This window comes from Sporanaerobacter acetigenes DSM 13106 (assembly GCF_900130025.1).
Lineage (GTDB): Bacteria > Bacillota > Clostridia > Tissierellales > Sporanaerobacteraceae > Sporanaerobacter > Sporanaerobacter acetigenes.
The window spans coordinates 360,972-382,336 of record NZ_FQXR01000002.1 but is presented as its reverse complement, the minus strand read 5'-3'; the positions used below and the strand labels follow the sequence as shown (position 1 = coordinate 382,336).

The following is a 21,365-nucleotide window of genomic DNA, read 5'->3' as shown; positions in this document are numbered from 1 at the left end:
CAACACACCAAATATTATACTTATAACGGAGGTATTAGAATATGTCAAGTTCAAATTATATTGATGCAGTACAAAATTTAATAACTGAAATCAAAGAAACACAAAGTGAAAACATTGTGAAAGCAGCAGAAAAGTTTGCAGAAGCAGTAAAAAATGATAAGATAATTCACGTGTTTGGGACAGGCCATTCTCATATGATAGGAATAGAAATGTTCGTAAGAGCAGGTGGACTAGCAAATGTAGAAGCAATGCTAGACAACACAATCTTAACTAATTTTGGAGCTAGAAAAAGTGGAAATATAGAAAGATTAAGTGGACTAGCAGAAGTAATCTGGAATGACTATGAAATCAAACAAGGTGATATCATGGTTATAGTATCCAACTCAGGAAGAAATGCAGTACCAATAGAAATGGCAATGCTTGCAAAAGAAAAGGGAATCTATCTAATAGCTTTAACTTCCTTAAAACATTCAAAGAACTGTGAATCAAGACATGAAAGCGGCAAGAGATTGTTTGAATTGGCAGATTTAGTTATAGATAACTGTGCTCCAAAGGGAGATGGGCTACTAGATTTTGACGGAATACAATCAGGGGCTAGCTCAACTATAGCAGGTTCTGTGATAGTAAATAGTATAGTTGCTGAAACATTAAGCATGTTATCCAAAGAAGGATACAAAGCACCTGTATATGTAAGCCAAAATGTTGATGGCTACAACAACGATGATATATATGCAAAATATGAACATAGAATAAAACATATCTAAATAAATGATTATTTTAATTCAAGGGTTTAACTTTTTAAGTTAGCCCTTGAATTATAAGAATAGGAGGAATTTATATGAAGATAATTGTTGAAAAAGATTATGAGAAAATGAGTAGTAAAGCTGCTAGTTTAATCAGTGAAGCTATTCAGAAAAAGCCAGATTTGATATTGGGATTGGCTACAGGAAGTACACCTATTGGAACATATGAAGAACTAATAAGAATGCATAAAGAAGAAGGATTAGATTTTTCAAAAGTAACTACTTTTAATTTAGATGAATACTATGGTTTATCTCCAGAGGATGATCAAAGTTATAGATATTTTATGGAAAATACTTTGTTTAAGCATATAAATATTGAGAAAGAAAATACTTATGTACCTGATGGATTGGCTAAAGACCCAAATGCATATGGAAAAGAATATGATGAAAAAATACAAAAGCAAGGCGGAATAGATATACAAATATTAGGCATAGGAAGAAATGGACATATAGCTTTCAATGAACCAGATGATGAACTTATACTTTCAACTCATTTAACTGGATTGACTAAGGATACAATAGATGCTAATTCTAGATTTTTTGATTCTATAGACAAAGTTCCAACAAAAGCTATAACTATGGGATTAGGAACTATAATGAAGGCTAAAAAAATAATACTTTTGGCAAATGGAAAGAACAAAACTGAAATAATGGGTGAATTGCTTAAACAAGATAAGGTGACTACTAATCTTCCAGCATCCCTATTGTTGTTGCATCCAGATGTAACGGTGATAATGGATGAAGAAGCGGCAGAGCTATACAAAAAAAATTTATAAAAGCTGAGGTGCTATATAATGAAAACATTGATTAAAAATGCAAATATTATTACGCCTTATGAAATTAAGAGGTGTAGCAATTTAGCAATTGAAGATGGGAAAATAGCAGATATATTTAGTGGAGAAATAAAAGATGTAGATTCTTATGATGAGATAATAGATGCAGAAGGTAAATATCTATCTCCAGGATTTATAGATCTTCACAATCATGGAAATTTTGGTCATGATGCTATGGAAGCAAGCTATGAAGCTCTAGAATCTATGGCGGATTTTCACATCAAAAACGGTATAACAGCATATTTAGCAACCACTATGACAGAACATCCTGAAAAGATTAGAGCAGCTGTAAAAAACATTGGAGAATATATTGAAAGTGGCAGCAATGATTCTAAAGTAAAATCTCAAGTATTGGGAATATATTTGGAAGGCCCATATTTTTCTATGGAAAAGAAGGGAGCTCAGCCACCAGAATATATAAAGGATCCTGATTTAGATGAAATAAAAGAACTTATAGAGCTTTCAAAAAATAATATAAAAGTAGTAGCTATAGCTCCTGAACTTAAAGGAGCAAAAGAATCTATAAAATATTTAAAGAATGAAGGAATAACAATTTCAGCAGGGCACACCAATGCAACTTTTGAAGAAGCTAAAACAGGTATTGATTTAGGTATAACACAAGGAACTCATCTTTACAATGGCATGAGATCATATTCTCATAGAGAACCAGGAGTAGTGGGAGCAGTATTGACAGATGAAAGAGTAGCTTGTGAAATGATATGTGATGGCATTCATTTGCATACAGGAGCTATGGATTTAGCAGTAAAGATGAAGGGCAAGGAAGGAATCATATTGATATCAGATGCAATGATGGCAACAGGTCTTCAGGATGGTAAATATGTTCTTGGAGGACAAGATGTATATGTAAAAGAAGGGGCAGCAAGGCTTGAAGATGGAACTTTGGCAGGTTCAACTTTGACACTTAACAAAGCAGTTTACAATATGGTTCATATGGTTAATGTACCACTAAATGATGCAGTGAGAATGGCAAGCTTAAATCCAGCAAAAGCTATAGGAATGGATGATAGAAAAGGTAGTATAGAGATAGGTAAAGATGCAGATTTGATTATATTTGATGAAGACATAAAAGTTTCGAAAGCATTGATTAAAGGGAAGATAAAGGAAATTAAGTAAAAAATTTACCTATATTATTTTTATATTGGGTTCACTCCTTTTAAGCATTGGGTTGCTATTTGTATATTCAATGTTTGTGGGGTGAAACCTTTTTTTAAGTTTAAGAAATTTCTACATTAATATATTATTTTCATAAAGAGAAAGGGGAATTTTACATGAAAAACATAGGAATATTGACTAGTGGAGGAGATGCTCCAGGAATGAATGCTTGTATAAGGGCTGTGGTTAGAAGTGCTATATACAACAATATGAGAGTATTTGGAGTAGAACAAGGTTATAATGGACTTTTAAATGGGAAAATAAAAGAAATGACTCTTTCTAGTGTAGCTGATATTATTCATAGAGGTGGAACTATTCTTAGAACTGCAAGATGTGATGAGTTTGCTACAGAAGAAGGGTTAGAGAAGGCGCTTAATGTTTTAAATGTATTTGATTTAGATGGACTAGTAATCTTGGGTGGAGATGGGTCTTTTAAAGGAGCAAAATGTTTGAGTGATAGAGGTATATCAACGGTATGTATTCCTTGTACTATTGACAATGATATGGGCTATACAGATTATACAATTGGATTTTTTACAGCAGTGGAGACAGTAGTGGATTCAATAAGCAAAATAAGGGATACTTCAACTTCTCATGGAAGAGCTAATATTGTAGAAGTAATGGGTAGAAATTGTGGAGATATTGCTCTTTATTCAGGGGTTGCAGGAGGAGCAGAAAGTATCATAATTCCAGAAGTAGAAGTTGATATAGACAATGTTTGTAAACGTCTTATACAGGGAAAGAACAGAGGAAAACTTCATAGTATTATAGTTCTTGCTGAAGGTGTTGGCAATGCATATGAAGTAGCTAAAAATATAGAAGAAAAAACTGGGACAGAAACTAGAGTTACAGTATTGGGTCATATACAAAGAGGAGGCACTCCTAGTACTTTTGATAGAGTGATGGCAAGTAAGATGGGAAACAAGGCGGTAGATTTGCTACTTCAAGGGAAAACAGAAAGAGCTATTGGGATAAGGGAAAACGAAATAGTTGATTTTGATTTAGACGAAGCCCTTTCAACTGAAAGAGTTTTTAACAATGAAATGTATGAAATGGCGAAAGTATTATCCATATAGTAGGTTTTATGAGTATGGAAAAGGGAGTGAAGCTATGAAAAAAACTAAAATAGTTTGTACTATAGGGCCTGCTTCTGAAACAGAAGAGGTATTGAGGGAATTGATAGATAATGGTCTAAACATTGCACGAATTGATTTCTCGTGTGAAGATCAAGAAAATCACAAAAAGAGAATAGATACTATAAAAAAGATAAGGGAAGAAGTGGATTGCCCAATAGGGATAATGTTGGATATAAAGGATGTAGATGATATAAAATTTGGAATTGAAAATGGTGTAGATTTTATTGCTGCTTCCTTTATCAGACAAGCTTCAGATGTATTGGAAATAAGAAGGGTACTTGAAGAAAATGAAGTTGGAGATACATGGATAATATCTAAAATTGAGGATCAAGAAGGGATAGACCATATAGATGAAATAATCAATGTTTCTGATGGAATAATTATATCAAGAGGAAATCTAGGAATAGAAATAATGACAGAGAAGATACCTATTCTTCAAAAAAATATTATAAAGAAGTGCAACAAAGCAGGAAAGCCAGTGATCACTGCTACTCAAATGTTAGATTCTATGATAAGAAACCCAAGACCTACAAGGGCTGAGGCAACTGATGTGGCAAATGCTATTTTAGATGGAAGTGATTCATTGATGCTTTCAGAAGAGACTACTATAGGAAAATATCCTGTAGAAGCTGTAAAGACCATGTCCAATATCTCCTTAAGGACAGAAGCTTCTTTAGACTATAGTGAAATTTTATGTTCTAAAGGTGTAGAAAAGGAAAATACTACTACAGGTGCTATCAGTAGAGCTACTTGTACTATAGCCAAAGATTTGGGAGCTGATGCTATTATTTCTGTGACTTCATCTGGCTATACGGCTAGGGCAGTATCTGAATTTAGGCCAAGGGCACCTATTGTTGGGGCAACTACATCAAAGAAAGTCATGAGAAGACTATCATTAATTTGGGGAGTATGTCCTGTTTTGATAGCTCAAAGCAATTCTACAGATGAGGTAATTGATTTATCTATACATGGAGCATTGAAGAAAGGCTATATTGAGGGAGGAAATCTGATAGTTATTACGGCGGGTGTGCCAGTAGGAGTTTCTGGCTTAACCAATCTGATAAAGGTTCATACAGTGGGAGAAGTTCTTTTGAAAGGTATAGGTATAGGAAATAGTGCAGTGACTGGAAAGGTATGTGTTGGAAGTAGTCCAAAGGAAATTGAGGGAAAATTTGAAAAGAATGATATATTGGTAAGCGTTGCTACAGATAGAGACATGATGAAATACATTGAGGAAGCTTCTGCTATTGTTGTTGAGCAAGGTGGGCTTACATCTCATGCTGCAATAATCGGAATAAATCTTGGAATTCCAACGATTATAGGAGCAAATGGTGCAACTAGAATACTTAAAGATGATGAAATGATAACTGTAAACAGCCTTACAGGATTGATATATAAGGGCAGAACCAATACTTTATAATTCAAAATTATTTTCTTGTAAAAGGAGAGTTAATATTTATATGATAAATTGTGATTGTAAAAAATTGTTGGCAATAGATTTAGATGGTACACTGTTAACAGATAATGGGAATATAACGGAAGGGAATCTCAAAAGTCTCAAAAAAGCAAGCGAAAAGAATACAACAATAGCTATTGCTACAGGAAGAGCCTTTTTCAATGCTTTAAGGGTTATAGATAAATATGATTTTGATTGCTATTTGATATGTTTTAATGGAGCATTAATTGTGAATTTAAAAAATAATGAAGAGATTTTTTCAAAGGCTATGGAAAAGGAAGCTGCTCAGAAGATAGTGGATTTATGTATAAGAGAAAAACTTCCTCTCCATGTCTTTGGCAGAACTTATTGGGGAATAAATTTTATGGATGAAGCTGTAAAAGAATTTGTTGAAAAACAGAATATACATCCCAATATAATAAGGGATGCTAGACAAATAGAGGATATAGATATTATAAATTTAGTTGGTATAGGAAAAGTTGACAAAATATCAGAATTTATTGTGAAGAATAATATGAAAGTTAGTTTTACAAATTCAGATAAAGAAAGTATAGATGTAATGGGTGAAAATGTGAACAAGGGAAATGCGTTGGAAATATTGGCTGATAAATTAAACTTTAGGAAAGAAGAAATTATTTCTATAGGGAATTATTACAATGATGTAGAGATGTTTAAGATGTCTAATGTAGGTATAGCAATACAAAATTCACCTGATGATGTAAAACTTCATGCCGATTATGTGACTCAAAACTCAAACAACGAAGAGGGCGTAAAAGAAGCTATTGAAAAGTTCATTCTATAGTTTGTTCATATATTTAACTTTTTATATGGACATAAGCTGAAATGTTTTATAAAATAGGTTTTAGGGTTAAAATGATAAATATACCTAGTGCATTGAAGATTTACAATATGTAGCGAGGCTGGTGAATTAAATGAAAAAGATCAACAAGGACAGCCCTATTCCCAAATATTATCAATTAAAAGAAATATTAAGAGAAATGATTGAAAATGAAGAATTAAAACCTGGGGAAGCTATTCCTACTGAAATGGAATTGTGTCAATATCATAATGTCAGTAGAATGACTGCAAGAAAAGCTATACAAGATCTTGTTTATCAAGGGCTGCTATATAAGGAACAGGGCAAGGGAACTTATGTTGCTTATCCGAAAGAAAGAAGAAATGTGTTTCAACTTCTGAGTTTTACGGAAGAGATGAAGGCCAATGGCAAACAAGTTGACAATCAGATATTGTTGTTTGAGAAAAAAGTTCCAAATAAAAGGGAATCTGAAATCTTAGAGATTGACAATTCTATAGATCTTATATATGTAATAAAGAGACTCAGAATAGTTGATGGTCTACCTCTTGCCATTGAAATGGCTCATATTCCTGAAAAGGTTGTACCTGGATTGGCAAGAAAAGATATTGAAGAACATTCCCTATATGGGCTAATAGAGAAAAAATATGGGATTAAATTGTCTTATGGCAAGCAAAGTATACAACCTGTAGTTTTGACATCTTATGAAGGAGATTTGATGAATATAAATCTCAAGGACAACAATTTAGGTTTGTTGTTTGAAAGAATTACTTATAGTGAAGATGATGAAGCAATTGAGTATACAAAATCTATTTATAGAAGTGATATATATAAGCTGGAGTACACCTTGAAAAGATGATTATAAATAAATTTCATGTAAAACCCCTTTACATATTGTAAAGGGGTTTTACACTTATTAAGCTCTTTCAATGGTTACAGACAATAAATCTTCTTTTGCTTTTATTTCTCCTGATTTTAGTATTTCTATTTTGTCTACTTTGTCCATATTTGTAATGAGTATAGGGGTCATTATAGATGGAACCTTATGTTTTATTGAATTCCAATCAATTTCAATCAATTTATCTCCTACATCAACCTGTTGATCTTTCTCTACAAAGGAAGTGAACCCTTCGCCTTTTAACTCAACTGTATCTACTCCTAAGTGAATTAATATTTCAAGTCCTTCTTCAGTTTCAATTCCTAGTGCGTGAAGAGTGGGAAATATTTGTACTATTTTTCCCTTTACAGGAGAATATAATGTGTTATCTGTTGGATTTATAGCAATACCGTCTCCTACGATTTTTTGAGCAAATACATCGTCTGGTACTTCACTTAATTCTGAAACTATTCCAGATATAGGAGCTTTAATTGTGACTTTTTTGTGGGTAAAAAATTTAAACATAAGATATCTCCCTTTAAATATGTTTTATTCTATGTTCATATTTTGCATATATATCATCGTTGTTGTAGCCATCAACATTTTGGCTTACATATACAGGTGCTTTGTATCCTTCTTTGGATAACATGCTTAATGTTTCAGCAACTATACTATTTACTATCACAGAACCTGCTATAGTTGAGCTAGCCCCTGATTGTATTCCGTCAAAATCTAGTAGTCCATCTCCCTTTGGAGCACAGTTATCTATAACTAAATCTGCCAATTCAAACAATCTCTTGCCGCTTTCATGTCTTGATTCACAGTTCTTTGAATGTTTTAAGGAAGTTAAAGCTATTAGGTATATTCCCTTTTCTTTTGCAAGCATTGCCATTTCTATTGGTACTGCGTTTCTTCCTGAGTTGGATACTATAACCATGATATCACCTTGTTTGATTTCATAGTCATTCCAGATTACTTCTGCTAGTCCACTTAATCTTTCTATATTTCCACTTTTTCTAGCTCCAAAATTAGTTAGGATTGTGTTGTCTAGCATTGCTTCTACATTTGCTAGTCCACCTGCTCTTACGAACATTTCTATTCCTATCATATGGGAGTGGCCTGTCCCAAATACGTGAATTATTTTATCATTTTTTACTGCTTCTGCAAATTTTTCTGCTGCTTTTGCAATGTTTTCACTTTGTGTTTCTTTGATTTCAGTTATTAAATTTTGTACTGCATCAATATAATTTGAACTTGACATATTTTATACCTCCATTTTATTTATTGTTTATTTTTTCATTTCTTTTTTAATGTCTCCAGCTATTTGTTCAGCTTTAGTTCCTACTACTACTTGAATACTGCTTCCAACTTTTAAAACTCCAGCTGAGCCTAAGCTTTTCAATCCTTTTTCATCTATCAATTCAGGATTTTTTAGTTTTAAACGAAGACGAGTTATACAAGCTTCAACAACTTCTAAGTTTTCTTTTCCACCTAAATATTCTATATATTTTTGAGCTTTTTCAGAATCTGAAATACTAGAAGAAGCTGTAGATATTGCTGCACCTCCATCATCTAAATCAAAGTCTTCTCTTCCAGGAGTCTTTAGATCTAATTTGAGTATGAAGAATTTAAATACAAAGTAGTAAATAAAGAAATAAGCTATTCCTACTGGGATTATAAGTATGGCTTTAGTTGCTAATCCAAAGTTTAATACATAGTCAATTAAACCTGCAGAAAAGCCGAAACCGTGTTTTATTCCAAGTAGATTACAAACAATTAGCGATGAACCTGTCAATATTGAGTGAATAAGGTATAAAAGTGGTGAAGCAAAACAAAAACTGAACAACAATGGTTCTCCTATACCTGTTAGGGCAAAGGTTAGAGCTGAACTTAAAAGTACTCCACCAACTTCTTTTTTATTTTCTTTTTTAGCTGTATTGTACATTGCCAAAGCTGCTGCTGGCATACCAAACATAAATATTGGATAGAAACCTCCCAAAAATGCTCCTGCAGTTGGGTCTCCAGCAAAGAAACGTGATAAATCTCCTGTTACCAATTGACCTGCTGCATCGGTGAATGAACCAAATACGAAGAAAACTAAACTGTTGATAATGTGATGAAGTCCTGTAGGAACTAGCAATTGATTACATATTCCATATATACCTAGTCCTACTGAACCGGATGTAGTCAACCATTCACCAAATTTGAATATTACATTTTGAATAGGTGGCCAAATAAAACCAAATATTGCTGCCAATGCTATACAAATACCACCTGTGACAATGGAAACAAATCTTTTACCACCAAAGAATCCAAGAAAATCTGGTAGTTTGATATCATAAAATTTGTTGTACGAATGTCCTGCTACAGAACCTGCTATAATTCCTGCTAGAACTCCCATATTTATATCAGGATTTATAGTTTGTGTACCTCTTGTTATAACAAAATATCCTACAGCTCCTGCAAGACCTGCAGCCCCTGAGTTGTCAAAAGACAATCCAACAGCTACTCCAATAGCAAATAATAATGCTAAATTATCAAAAATTGCGGCACCTGCTTGGTTAACAAAAGGTATGTTTAATAGGTCTTCTGCACCTAAACGTAATAACAGTGCAGCCGCTGGTAATACTGCGATTGGTAACATCAATGCTTTACCAATTCTTTGAAGCCTGAAAAAAAGTTTTTTCATGATTGCAAATCCTCCTTTTAAATTATAAATATTTTTATAAATAAAAAGGCATAAGGCTACAAGGATTGTTGTCCTCATAAGCTTATGCCTGATTTTACTCAGTAACACGCTCAATATTATTTGTCTATATTGAATTTTATTCTTTGGATATGTATAGTTATATATCCAAGTTCATCATCACTAACAGGTAGTGAGAGAGTATCTTCTATACATGCTCCAATTTTTTTAGATATTTCAAAAGAATCTCTATACTCGTTTTTTATTCTATTTAGAATTGGATTTATTTCAGTTTTACCTCTTTCAAGTCTATCTATTACAAATCTGAAGTGGCTTACTAGTCTTATATAGCTTAAATCTGAAGAATCAAATTTAATATTTAATTCTTCTTCTACAATTTGAATAAGGTTTTTGATTAAAAAAGTATATTTAACGGTTTCGCCTACTTCTTTGTTTTGCCTAGCAGAGTGAAAATGCAATGCTATAAAACCGATTTCCGATTCGGGGATAGCCACATTTAGGTCTTTTTTTATAATTTTGCTTGCCTCTATACTGGCTTCATATTCTTCAGGATATAAAAGCTTGATTTCATTTAGAAACGGGTTGTTTACTTCTAAATTTTGTTTCAATCTCTCTATAGAAAAACCAATGTGATCAGTTAAAGCTATATGAATATGGGGATTTAAAGAACCCAATTTTTTTTCTCCCATAGATATGATTTCTTCACTGACCCTCATCACATTTTCATCTAGGAAATTTATTAGCTGATAATATTGATTTTTAAATTTTTTGTCATAAGTAACAAACAGTTTTTCTATTTCGTTATTGGATAGTGCAAATATTTCATTTTTTTTGTGTCCATATCCTATGCCATTACCTATTATGATCAATTCCTGATCTTTGTCCATATCATAAGCTAATATAGAATTGTTATTTAATATTTTAATTATTTTGCATTGAACACCATTAGAAAACATTTTTAGCCCTCCCAATAAATAAAAAAACCAAGAATGAAACTCATGCCATGAGTTTTATCTTGGTTAATGCCTGAAAAACTATCAGTAACACACCATCAATATTAATTTAATCAACAAAAGTTTAACATAGAAATATAGCTTTGTCAATAGTGAAAACGTTGTTTTAAAATCTTTGCTTTCTTTGAAGGATTTCCAAGAGATTTGTCGAATGTCGAATATAGGCCCAATGGACTATAAAAAACTGGGACTTAATTTGGCAAAGGAGGGTCTGTCTATGTCTATTACGATAGAAAGGGATACCAATGAATTCTTAAAGTGTCAAGGAGGTTCTGTTGAGGATAAATTGAAAAATTATCTTAAAGAGATAGATAAAATTCTTGATTATGATATTTATATAGTTTTCCAATTCAATTCTAATAGAAATGTGGCAGTTACTAAAAGCTATTATTTAAAAGATGTAGAGAAATTTAATGAGAAAATTCCTCACTCGATTTTTTTTGAAAAGAATTCAAATTATCTCTTTAATGATCTAATAGAGAACAAGGAAATAATAGAATATTTTCATGAAGACAATAGTAGATGTCTATTTGCTGGAATTAAAAAAGCTATATATGTACCATTGTTTAGCTCAAAAGATAAAACCATGGAGCTGATTGGCTGCCTTTATTTTGGCACTTATAGAAATATAGATTTTGACCTTGATACATTATCTAAAAAAGTCCAGTCTTATGAATATATTTCCAACATGTCCTTTCTTTTAGATCATTCAATTGTAGAGGGGAAAAATGCACGTGCTATGATCAATATTATTCATGTGCTGATGATGGTGTTAGAAAAAAAGACAATACACTTTTTTCTCATAGCTACAATGTAGCTAATTGGTGTAAGAGACTTGGAAATGAGGTAAATCTTGATGGAAATGAAATAATAAAACTTTATATAGCGGGTTTACTTCATGATGTGGGTAAGGCTCTTATTGATGATTCTATTATAAATAAAAATGGAAAGTTAACTATGGAAGAATATGAAGTGGTTAAACAACATTCTCTATATAGCTACAATATGACAAGAAAAATATTGGATGAGTATTCGGAACTTAGTGGCATAGCTGAGGTCATTAAATATCATCATGAAAGATATGATGGGCAAGGGTATCCGGAAGGGCTAAAAGAAAAGGAAATACCATTTTATAGTTGTATAATATCTATTTGTGATGCAGTAGATGCCATGCTTTCAGAAAGACCATATAAAAAGAGATACAGTGTTCAAAAAGTAATTAGAGAATTGCAGATAAATAGAGGAAAGCAATTTCATCCAAAATTGGTTGATGTGATGATTGATATGTTGTCAAAGGTTCAAAATGAATATAAGTCTTTACTTGATAGTCATTTAAGTTTGTGCCATTTGATGGTCAATTATGAAGAGGATGTTTATATATTTGAAGGAATATTGACTAAAAATGGAAACTATTATATTTTTAGCCCAAATGATGAGATAAAGGCGGCAAAAATAGAACTAGGCAAGATAATTTCATGTGAGATGGCTGTAAAAGATTCTACAACTGTGTTTGATTATAAAATTAAAATAGCTGATATTAAGGATAACAAATTTTACATATCATCTATTGAGTTGGAAGAATCTCCTGACGGTTTTAATTTACTCTGGAATCTGGAGGGGATATTGTATCTTCCTATAGCAAACCATGAAATGTCAGTAAATATATTGCAAATAGGTGGAGATCAACTACGTTTTTCTTCAGATGAGTCTGATATATTTGGTAGTCTAAAAAATAAAATGTTAAGATTGGATATATTGTTTTCTGATTATACAGTAGATATAACTGGAACTATTTCGAAGACTTATAAACTGGGTCATAGATACTATTGTGATTTTCAGTATAGGAATATACCGGATTTCAAAAGAGATAAGATATTTAGGCAATTGTTCAAAAAACAAATTGAACTTAGGAAGATGTGTAGCGCAAATAAAAATCCCCTAAATTGAGGGGATTTTTATATTAGTAACTAGTTATTGTATTTGTGTAAAATACTTGCCCGCTAGATTCTATGATATTTCCGCTTTTGTCCATTATATATTTTGGTTCACTTGCCAACATTATAGAATAAGAGTCTGCTCTTCTTGTTTTTATTGTGATGACTATAGTATCAGGATTACCCATTTTCAACTTAGTTTCATATTCAGATGGTGAAAGAGGTTTTCTAGTACTTTCGCTTGTGATGATTAAATCATTAGCAAATAGCGTTTCTACTTTGCTTTCAAGAGGTTCACTAAAAGTTAATTCTATTGTATTTCTGTATATTGTCAAATTGTAATTGTCATCTTTAAGATGTGGTGAAACTTTGTCTTTTACAGTAATTCCACCATATTGCACTTCATTTCCTATAAATGTTTTTATATCATTTCTGCTATTTACAGTCAAGGAATTTGGGCTTGCAGTATCATTTGTATCATCTAATAGCAGTGTGACTACATCTGTGCCATCTGTTTGTACATCATAGATAGTTCTGCCATATATTTTGAAATCATATGGTGAAGCAGAAACTATAGGTTCAGAAAATCTAACTTGGATTTTATTTGATTCAGTCATTAGACCTTGATAACCTGGATATTCTATGAAATCTACAACTTTTGCTTTTCCGCTAGTATTATAATCAAATGTCAAATTGACTACATCTGGTTCTATATAGTTTCCAATTGGATCTGCTAATCTTATTATTTGTAGCTCGGTCAAGTTTCCACGTAAACCTACATTTACATCTTTCCCATCAATTTTCTCAGGTAAGAGTATGACTAATGTCTGCCCATCATTTAATGGGTTAAATTCAGCATCTTTTGGCATATAAGTTTTATAGTTTCCTAAAGAAATCAGATAGTTGTTTGGATCTACAAGGGTGCCTATATCCATTTTTTTGCTAAATTGTAGCATGATTTGTCTACCATTACCTGAATAGCTAGTTATTTTTGGTCTCGTTAGGTCTTTCATCTCTATAGTTGTTGAATAAGGTATAATAGTATTTTTTAGAGTAGTAGTATCATATACTCCCTGTATATTTAAACTATTTGTGTCTACTGGCAATGGAGTAAATAGTTTTATAGTATATTCTCTACCTGAACCTGTTACTTCCTTTATATTTACAATTTTATTATTTCTATCTTTTATAGTATAAAAATTTTTATTATCTCCTACTACACTTTTGCTATAATATACAGTAATGTCTTTTCCATCATTAGAAACTTTTATGCTTACAACTTCTGGTGTAGTCATATCAATTACGGGAGTTATTTTGGTTTGTTCATTTCTTATTTTGTTTCCTGAATAATCTTCTGCTCCATCTACATATATAGTAGTTTCTACATTTGCTAAAAGCCTGTTGTTTGAGAAATCCAGTATTACTTCATCGCCACATACTCTTACTTGTGTTGGATATCTTTTCATAGATCCATATTGCCAATAAAAGTTATTTTTTGAACAAGTATCTGGATTTATGTCTTCATCAAATTTAAGTACTACTTCTTCTAGAGTAGCTCTTGCATTTACTAATTTTGGAGGTTCTTTATCTAAAACTATTTCAAAAGGTGTATCTTTTTCAATAGCTTTATATCCACAATAGTCTTCTATATTTGTAGTTGTGAGAACATATTTGCCTTCTTTTTGTGAAGTAAAGAATGTCAAATATACTATATGGTCTTCAGTTCTTACTGAACCTGAAAATCTTTTTCCATCAATTTTAAAATTAGAGTTTGTTGCAGGTTTTATAGGTTCAGAAAAATATACCTTAATTACTTTGTTTCCTAATTGTTTTATTTTTACTATATCAGGCACTTTGTTGTCAAATGCTGTGAACTCTTTATCTTTAATAGATATATCTTCTCCACTTTCTGATTTTATCTTGTATATAGATATTTTATAGTTCTTTTGATTTGTCATATTTATATTGTTGTCAAGAGTTAAAATTACTTGTCTGTCTCCATCTTCAAGTCTTACTTTCTTTATGGTTCCTGCATTTGTGTAGTAGTTGCTTGCAAATAGTGCAGTGTTTTTATCTACAGCTTTTGTGAAAGTCAATTTTATTTCTTTTAGATTGTCCCCTTTTACATCTGATAGTTCAAAAGGTAGTTCTTTTATAGTGAAACTTTCATATTTAGTGTAAGAGTTGCCATTTGAAAATCTGTAGTTGTAGTTTCCACTTTGTAGTCCTTTGACTTCTACAGAAAATCTTCCATTGCTATCAAGCGGTACATCTACTATTTTTTCACCTGTGGTGATATTTGAAGATACAGGTTTTATATTTAATTTGAGTGTTTTAACTCCTGTAGCTATTCCTTCTATTTGAACTGCGTCTCTGTTTACTATAACTTTATTTTCTACAGTGAAGGCATCAGGAATACTCATATTTAAAAATTCAGCTAATGTAGTGTTGGTACCTTTTTTGTTTATCCTGAGGGCATTTACGGTCATAACAGCCATAAGGCCTCTTTCAACTTCTTTGTTTGCTGGCATGGCTTCTATACTGTTCATGATCCCAAGTTTAGTAGCTTCATCTGGAACTTTTCCCCATTTTGATGCTTCTTCATTGTAATCAAGTGCTCTTAAAAGAACTGCTTGAAGTTGTTGAACAGTGACAATTTCATTGAATCCAAATTTAGTTGGAGTTTTTCCCTCTATTAGTTTTTTGTTCATTGACCAATTTATATATGATTTGTAGAAAGGATTTGTCACGTCCTTGAAAGGAACTTCGGCTTTGCTATATCTTGCTTTATCTTCTTCTCTAAATAGTCTGCTAACTAAAACGACCATATCTTGTCTTTTGAGTTTTTGTTCTAACATGAGATCTCCACTAGCATTTCCTTGAAGTATTCTTGAAGAACCAAGTATTTCTCCACATTGGTTGTATAGTTCATCTTGAGTAGAATTAGCTAATGCTGGAGTTAAAGTAAGTAATACTAGTACGATAGATAGTACTAATGCTATTGATTTTTTCATTATTTTTTCTCCCCTTTCATAATCTTTATTTAATTAGATTATACTACAAATAGGTTGATTTAAATATTACAATAAGGTTACTTTAGGCCTTTTAGACTATGAAAACTACCTAAATTTTATTGACATATAAAGACCATTGAGATAGAATACTATAGTTAATGTACTAAAAATAAGGAGGGTTTTTTGGGATGCCAACTAAGTATATATTTGTTACGGGCGGTGTAGTATCATCACTAGGCAAGGGTATTACAGCTGCAAGTTTAGGTCAACTATTAAAGAGTAGAGGACTCAAAGTGACTATTCAAAAATTTGACCCATACATAAATGTAGATCCAGGAACTATGAGTCCTTATCAGCACGGAGAAGTATTTGTTACGGATGATGGTGGAGAGACAGATTTGGACTTAGGTCACTATGAAAGATTTATAGACATAAATTTGAGTAAAAATAGCAATACGACTACAGGAAAGATTTACTGGTCAGTTCTCAACAAAGAGAGAAAAGGGGAATACTTAGGCAGAACAGTACAAGTTATTCCTCATATTACCAACGAAATAAAAGAGAGAATTAAAAGAGCGGGAAAAGAAAAAGAAGTGGATGTAGTCATCACAGAAATAGGTGGAACTGTTGGTGATATAGAGAGTTTACCTTTTTTAGAAGCTATAAGACAATTTAAAACTGACATAGGAAGAGAAAATGTCATGTATATTCATGTGACACTAGTTCCTTATCTCTCAAAAGCTGGAGAATTAAAGACAAAGCCTACCCAACACAGTGTGAAGGAACTTAGAAGTATTGGAATTCAACCAGACGTTCTTATCTGTAGAACAGAAAGACCCCTTTCAGAAGATCTAAAGGACAAAATAGCATTATTTTGTGATTTAGAGCCATCAGAAGTTATCCAAAATTTAGATGCAGAAACTCTATATGAAGTACCACTTATGCTTGAAGAAGAAGGACTTCCAGAGCTTGTCATTGATCATCTGGGACTTGAATGCAATGAATTGGATTTGGCAGAATGGAAGGGTATTGTAGAAAAAGTAAAAAATCCAAAGGGAAAAGTGACAGTAGCTCTTGTAGGGAAATATGTGGAACTTAAGGATGCATATATTTCAGTAGCTGAATCTTTGAAACATGGTGGAATTGAAAATGATTTAGATGTTGATATTAAATGGATTCACTCTGAAGATTTGGATGAATCAAATTGCTGTGAGGTTCTAAAAGGTGTAGATGGAATACTTGTTCCAGGTGGATTTGGAGATAGGGGAATTGATGGAAAGATTTGTGCTGCTAGATTTGCAAGAGAAAACAATGTGCCTTATTTAGGAATATGTTTGGGAATGCAATTGGCAGTAGTAGAGTTTGCAAGGAATGTAGCAGGGTTAAAGGATGCTCATAGTTCAGAGTTAAATCCAAATACCAATTATCCAGTGATAGATCTTATGCCAGAACAAAGGGATATAGATGAATTGGGTGGAACTATGAGGCTTGGACTATATCCATGTAAGCTTAAGGAAGGGACAAAGGCTTTTGAAGCTTATAAAGATGAACTCATATATGAAAGACATAGACATAGATATGAATTCAACAATGAATACAGAGATACATTAGTGGAAAATGGACTTGTTATAAGTGGAATAAGTCCTGATGAAAGACTTGTGGAAATAGTTGAGCTTAAAGATCATCCTTGGTTTGTAGCAGTACAATTTCATCCAGAATTTAAATCTAGACCAACTAGATGTCATCCACTATTCAGAGATTTTATAAAGGCATGTAAAGAATATAGTTGTTAGAAAAAAGAGGAGCAATTGCTCCTCTTTCCTATTCTGTCTTTATAGCTTCAAGGGCACTTAAATTCATGGCTCTTTTTGCTGGATAGTATCCTGATAATAGTCCTACAAATGTGGCAAAGGCCATGGCGGCAAGTATGAGCCATACTGGGATGATGCTTATCTTTGTAACTCCCATAGGGCCTACAATATCTCCACCCATACTAGGAGCTATTTTATTTATGACAAAGGACAACAATTCACTAAGTCCTACGCCTATGATTCCTCCCAATAAGCCTATCATTCCAGATTCAAATAAGAATAGTCTTTTTATATCCCTAAGGGATGCTCCTATAACTTTCATGACTCCAATTTCTTTGGTTCTTTCGTATATACTCATGACCATAGTATTTGTAATACCTATAGCGGCTACAAGAAGTGATACTGCTCCTATTCCTCCAAGTATTGCTTGAATTGTATTGGAGGTCTTCTTCATGCTTTCTAGATAATCAGAAAGACTATAGGCATTGTATCCCATGTCTTTTATTTGAGTTTGAACTTCTTGAACTTTGTTTATATCATCTACTTTAACGAGGATTGTCTGATATCCTCTCTGCCTTTTCCTTTCTTCAGGACTTATTTTGTTTCCTTCAGCTTTGTTTTTTTCTTGTATAAGTTTTTTTACTTGATCAATAGGCATATAGGCATAATATCCTTTTTCATAATCTCCCTCAGCCAGTACACCTACAGTTTTAAACTTATAGGTCTTATAATTCGGCTTTTTTGAATTTTCTTGAGGAATTTGAGGTCCCTTTCTTTTAGACCCATATTCCATGTCAAATGTGAAAATGAGTTTATCTTTCATCAAGTCTATTTTTGGTTCCTTGTAGTTGTATCCTGAACTGTTTTCATTATAAAACATATTTTTTACTTCTCCACCATATACTACTGCTAAATCATCACTACTTTTTAGAAGTCTTCCATCTGCTAATTTATAGTCGAAGTCTTCCATGTTTTTAGGGTCTACACCTCTAATGGATAAATAGCATGAGTATTTTCCATCTACTATTTTGCCGGAAGTTTCTACAATAGGAGTTACAGCTTTTACTCCTTCTATTTTTGAGAAGGAGATTAAAGATTTTTCATTTAGTTCTTCTTGCTTTTTTGCTGCATTCATATTTGGTTCTGCATATCCACGATATCCTTGACTTACAGTGATGATATTTAAGCTTCCCATTTCACTTATTTGTTGTTTGAAGGCTTCTTTCATTCCAAATCCTAGAGAAAGCATGACAATGATGGAACTTGTTCCTATGACTACACCAAGTACTGTCAAGAAGGTTCTAAGCTTTCTTCTCCACAGGTTTTTAATTCCCATGGAAACTAAGTCTTTGCTATTCATCTAATGCCATACCTTCCTTTTTCTTTTTTCTATTTTTGTAGAATTTGATTCCACCTATTCCCCCACCAACAATTAGGACTAATATTATCCAGAATTTTTTACTTTTTAAAATTCCTTTAGATTTATTCATATCTGGATTCATATCGTCTGGGAATTCGTCCATAGGTGGAGCATCTTCTACATTTAATTTGAAATCTTTTCTTATTTCCACATGTTCACCAGAAGTATCGTCATAGGAAAACACCAAGGTTCCATTTATTTCTCCAGGAGCATCAGGTATGATTGTGCCTTCAAAAGTTTCACTATTTCCAGATTCAAAGTTTCCTACATAGTAGTTTCCGTTTTCAGTTTGAAAATCTCCTTCAATATTAACCATAGTATTATATAATGTGACTTTTCCCATATTGTAGAAATCTACCATTATAGGTATAGGTTGTCCTACGTAGTTTTCAGTAGGAATATTTAGTTCTCCTACTTCTAATTTTGACTGTTGTACTACAGGTACACCTATGAGTTCTGTGGCAGTATATTGTTCACCTTTAGAATCTTCATATTCAAAGTTTGCAGTGATATTGTAGGATTTTGCTTTTGCATCAGGTACTGTAAACATGGTTATAGTTTTTTCTACTCTTCCCTTTGGTGGAATGGAATCGATATAGAAGGTGTTACTGCTACCTACAGGAGTGAATACATTTCCTGTTTCTTCTGTTTTTTCATCTACAACAAGGGAAATCTTTATGTTTTTTACAGCTTTTTTTGCATTTGTATTGAAAAAGGATAAATTCATGGTGAAATTTTCTCCTGCTTTTGCTAATGCAGGTTCAAAACTATATTTGTCTATGATTAATTTTGGCGTTGTTTTTATTTCTTCTCCGGGTTTTACCACATATACTCCTACATATTGGGTAAGGGTATATTTTTCTTTTCCAGCATTTAATTCATCTTCATATTCTACAGTTATGTTTATAGGATAATTTCTAGTTGTTGCATCTTTTGTTGCTAAAAATGAAAAACTAAGATTTTGGGATTTTCCTGGAGCAATGGAATTAATTTTTTTGATACTTGCAGTTTTAGGTACAACTGCATTTGGCTCTGAGCTTTCTACAGTCACTTTTATATTTTTTGCATCCATTTTACCTATATTTTTTAATTTGAATCCAATATTAAAATCTTTATTTAAACTTACTTCATTTTCTGGATAAGTTAAATTTTCTATAATTATATTAGAAGCCTTTCCTTCTTTTGAGGCTACTGTTAAGAAAAATTTGTTAGAATCTTCATAAGGTTGATTTTTCATGTCCTTGTAATTTAATTTTAGTTCTAAGCCATAGCTGCCGCCTGCTAGTTTGTTTGAAGATTGGAGTTCAAAATAGATATAAGATTTTTGACCTCCCTTTAATTTGTTTATATACTTGTTATTTGCTCCGGAAGCAAGAATAAAAGTGTCACCACTTAAACCGTCAAGAGATAATTTTATATCTTTTGCATCTATACTGCCTTTATTTTCTATCTCAAAACCTACTGTAGTTTTTTTACCAGCCTCTATGGTTTGTGGTGTAATGTCTACCTTATTTACTGATAGTATAGGAAGAGTATTATTGTTCGAGACTTTTACATAAACTACATCTGATGACACTGGTGCAGGATCACCGTGTTCATTATAATATTGAAAATGTAATTTTATAGGATAACTTTTTTCTTGAGCCTGTGGGTCAATATAAATTTTCAAATCTATATCTTCAGTTTTGCCCCTTCTGATTCTTGATATATTGTTGGAATAGCCAGAATCATCAAAGGATAAATAGCTATTATCACCACTATCTAATTCAGAAGTTATAGTTATATCTGTTGCTGTATATTGGCTGGTATTTTTAATAGAGATAGGTACTGATACATATTGACCTGCTTCACCTTGTATAGATTTTGAGCTGACTATAGATAATTTAGGTATAAGTTTTGTCGTATCTATGGGTTCTGGTTTTGGTTCTTTGCTCTTTGGCATTGCATTATTAACACCTATATAATCAGATAAGCTAGAGTTGTTTGTATCTTTTTTATAATATATTGTAATAGGAATTTGAATATCTTCTCCACCTGTATAGGACAGATCAAATTCAACAGTTGCTTTTTCTGATGGTTTAAGACTATTGGGATTTGCATTTTTCTTTGAGCCTGTACCAACTAAAATAAAGGAGGAAGATTTTTCTACCATGACAGTTATATCCTCTAAATCTGCATTGGAGTTATTTTCTAAGGTGATAGTAGCTTTGAATTTTTCACCTTCATATATGTTTTTTGAACCTGTATCTACAGAACTAATGATGATATCTCTTTCGTTTATTGTATTTGGTGTAGAATTATTAGCTAAACTAATACTTGGTATTTGTGCTAATATTAAAATCATTATAAGCAAAAAGCTAAATTTACGTTTCAT

Annotated in this window: 16 protein-coding genes and 1 pseudogene; 10 read left to right on the top strand and 7 right to left on the bottom strand. The window is 32.3% G+C overall.

Features of this window, described 5'->3' with window-relative positions:
• Nucleotides 1-41: 41 nt before the first annotated feature.
• The 7 genes from BUA21_RS01795 to BUA21_RS01765 all read left to right on the top strand — a co-directional run bounded on the left by BUA21_RS01795 (nucleotide 42) and on the right by BUA21_RS01765 (nucleotide 7,074).
• On the top strand, nucleotides 42-764 hold the full coding sequence (locus tag BUA21_RS01795; RefSeq protein WP_072742808.1) for a sugar isomerase domain-containing protein: 723 nt from the start codon (nucleotides 42-44) through the stop codon (nucleotides 762-764).
• 74 nt (nucleotides 765-838) lie between these two features.
• Nucleotides 839-1,579, top strand: coding sequence for a glucosamine-6-phosphate deaminase (gene nagB, locus BUA21_RS01790; RefSeq protein ID WP_072742807.1), 741 nt, complete (start codon nucleotides 839-841; stop codon nucleotides 1,577-1,579).
• Between the two features lie 18 nt (nucleotides 1,580-1,597).
• The gene (gene nagA / locus BUA21_RS01785; RefSeq protein ID WP_072742806.1) at nucleotides 1,598-2,770 is read left to right on the top strand and encodes an N-acetylglucosamine-6-phosphate deacetylase; all 1,173 of its coding nucleotides are present in this window, start codon (nucleotides 1,598-1,600) and stop codon (nucleotides 2,768-2,770) included.
• Between the two features lie 155 nt (nucleotides 2,771-2,925).
• Entirely contained in the window at nucleotides 2,926-3,885 is a 960-nt protein-coding gene (gene pfkA, locus BUA21_RS01780; protein ID WP_072742805.1) for a 6-phosphofructokinase, read from the top strand.
• A gap of 34 nt (nucleotides 3,886-3,919) precedes the next feature.
• Nucleotides 3,920-5,365 (top strand): pyruvate kinase, encoded by a 1,446-nt coding sequence (pyk, locus tag BUA21_RS01775; protein ID WP_072742956.1) that lies wholly within the window; start codon nucleotides 3,920-3,922, stop codon nucleotides 5,363-5,365.
• 40 nt (nucleotides 5,366-5,405) lie between these two features.
• A complete protein-coding gene (locus BUA21_RS01770) occupies nucleotides 5,406-6,203 on the top strand; it encodes a Cof-type HAD-IIB family hydrolase (protein ID WP_072742804.1) in 798 nt (265 codons plus the stop codon).
• A gap of 130 nt (nucleotides 6,204-6,333) precedes the next feature.
• The gene (locus BUA21_RS01765; RefSeq protein ID WP_072742803.1) at nucleotides 6,334-7,074 is read left to right on the top strand and encodes a GntR family transcriptional regulator; all 741 of its coding nucleotides are present in this window, start codon (nucleotides 6,334-6,336) and stop codon (nucleotides 7,072-7,074) included.
• Nucleotides 7,075-7,131: 57 nt separating this feature from the next.
• On the opposite strand, the gene BUA21_RS01760 is transcribed toward BUA21_RS01765, so the two are convergent.
• The 4 genes from BUA21_RS01760 to BUA21_RS01745 form a co-directional block, all read right to left on the bottom strand.
• Nucleotides 7,132-7,617: a PTS sugar transporter subunit IIA gene (locus BUA21_RS01760; RefSeq protein WP_072742802.1), complete on the bottom strand. Its 486-nt coding sequence runs from the start codon at nucleotides 7,615-7,617 to the stop codon at nucleotides 7,132-7,134.
• A 13-nt stretch (nucleotides 7,618-7,630) separates the two neighbouring features.
• Entirely contained in the window at nucleotides 7,631-8,353 is a 723-nt protein-coding gene (locus BUA21_RS01755) for a sugar isomerase domain-containing protein (RefSeq protein ID WP_072742801.1), read from the bottom strand.
• Nucleotides 8,354-8,380: 27 nt separating this feature from the next.
• On the bottom strand, nucleotides 8,381-9,781 hold the full coding sequence (gene nagE, locus BUA21_RS01750; protein WP_072742800.1) for an N-acetylglucosamine-specific PTS transporter subunit IIBC: 1,401 nt from the start codon (nucleotides 9,779-9,781) through the stop codon (nucleotides 8,381-8,383).
• A 116-nt stretch (nucleotides 9,782-9,897) separates the two neighbouring features.
• A complete protein-coding gene (locus BUA21_RS01745) occupies nucleotides 9,898-10,755 on the bottom strand; it encodes a BglG family transcription antiterminator (protein WP_072742799.1) in 858 nt (285 codons plus the stop codon).
• 274 nt (nucleotides 10,756-11,029) lie between these two features.
• On the opposite strand from BUA21_RS01745, the gene BUA21_RS15030 reads away from it, so the two are divergent.
• Both BUA21_RS15030 and BUA21_RS01735 read left to right on the top strand, forming a co-directional pair.
• The gene (locus BUA21_RS15030; protein ID WP_072742798.1) at nucleotides 11,030-11,629 is read left to right on the top strand and encodes a hypothetical protein; all 600 of its coding nucleotides are present in this window, start codon (nucleotides 11,030-11,032) and stop codon (nucleotides 11,627-11,629) included.
• 17 nt (nucleotides 11,630-11,646) lie between these two features.
• A pseudogene (locus BUA21_RS01735) lies at nucleotides 11,647-12,759 on the top strand (HD-GYP domain-containing protein); the annotation flags it as partial.
• Between the two features lie 13 nt (nucleotides 12,760-12,772).
• Here the strand turns inward: BUA21_RS01735 and BUA21_RS01730 are convergent.
• Nucleotides 12,773-15,760 carry a hypothetical protein gene (locus tag BUA21_RS01730; RefSeq protein WP_072742796.1) on the bottom strand — a complete coding sequence of 996 codons (2,988 nt, stop codon included), beginning with the start codon at nucleotides 15,758-15,760 and terminating at the stop codon, nucleotides 12,773-12,775.
• A gap of 188 nt (nucleotides 15,761-15,948) precedes the next feature.
• Here BUA21_RS01730 and BUA21_RS01725 point away from each other — a divergent pair, with 188 nt between their 5' ends.
• Nucleotides 15,949-17,553 (top strand): CTP synthase, encoded by a 1,605-nt coding sequence (locus tag BUA21_RS01725; protein WP_072742795.1) that lies wholly within the window; start codon nucleotides 15,949-15,951, stop codon nucleotides 17,551-17,553.
• Nucleotides 17,554-17,581: 28 nt separating this feature from the next.
• On the opposite strand, the gene BUA21_RS01720 is transcribed toward BUA21_RS01725, so the two are convergent.
• Nucleotides 17,582-18,931, bottom strand: coding sequence for an ABC transporter permease (locus tag BUA21_RS01720; RefSeq protein ID WP_072742794.1), 1,350 nt, complete (start codon nucleotides 18,929-18,931; stop codon nucleotides 17,582-17,584).
• Entirely contained in the window at nucleotides 18,924-21,365 is a 2,442-nt protein-coding gene (locus BUA21_RS01715; RefSeq protein WP_072742793.1) for a COG1361 S-layer family protein, read from the bottom strand. The genes BUA21_RS01720 and BUA21_RS01715 overlap by 8 nt, the downstream gene beginning before the upstream one ends.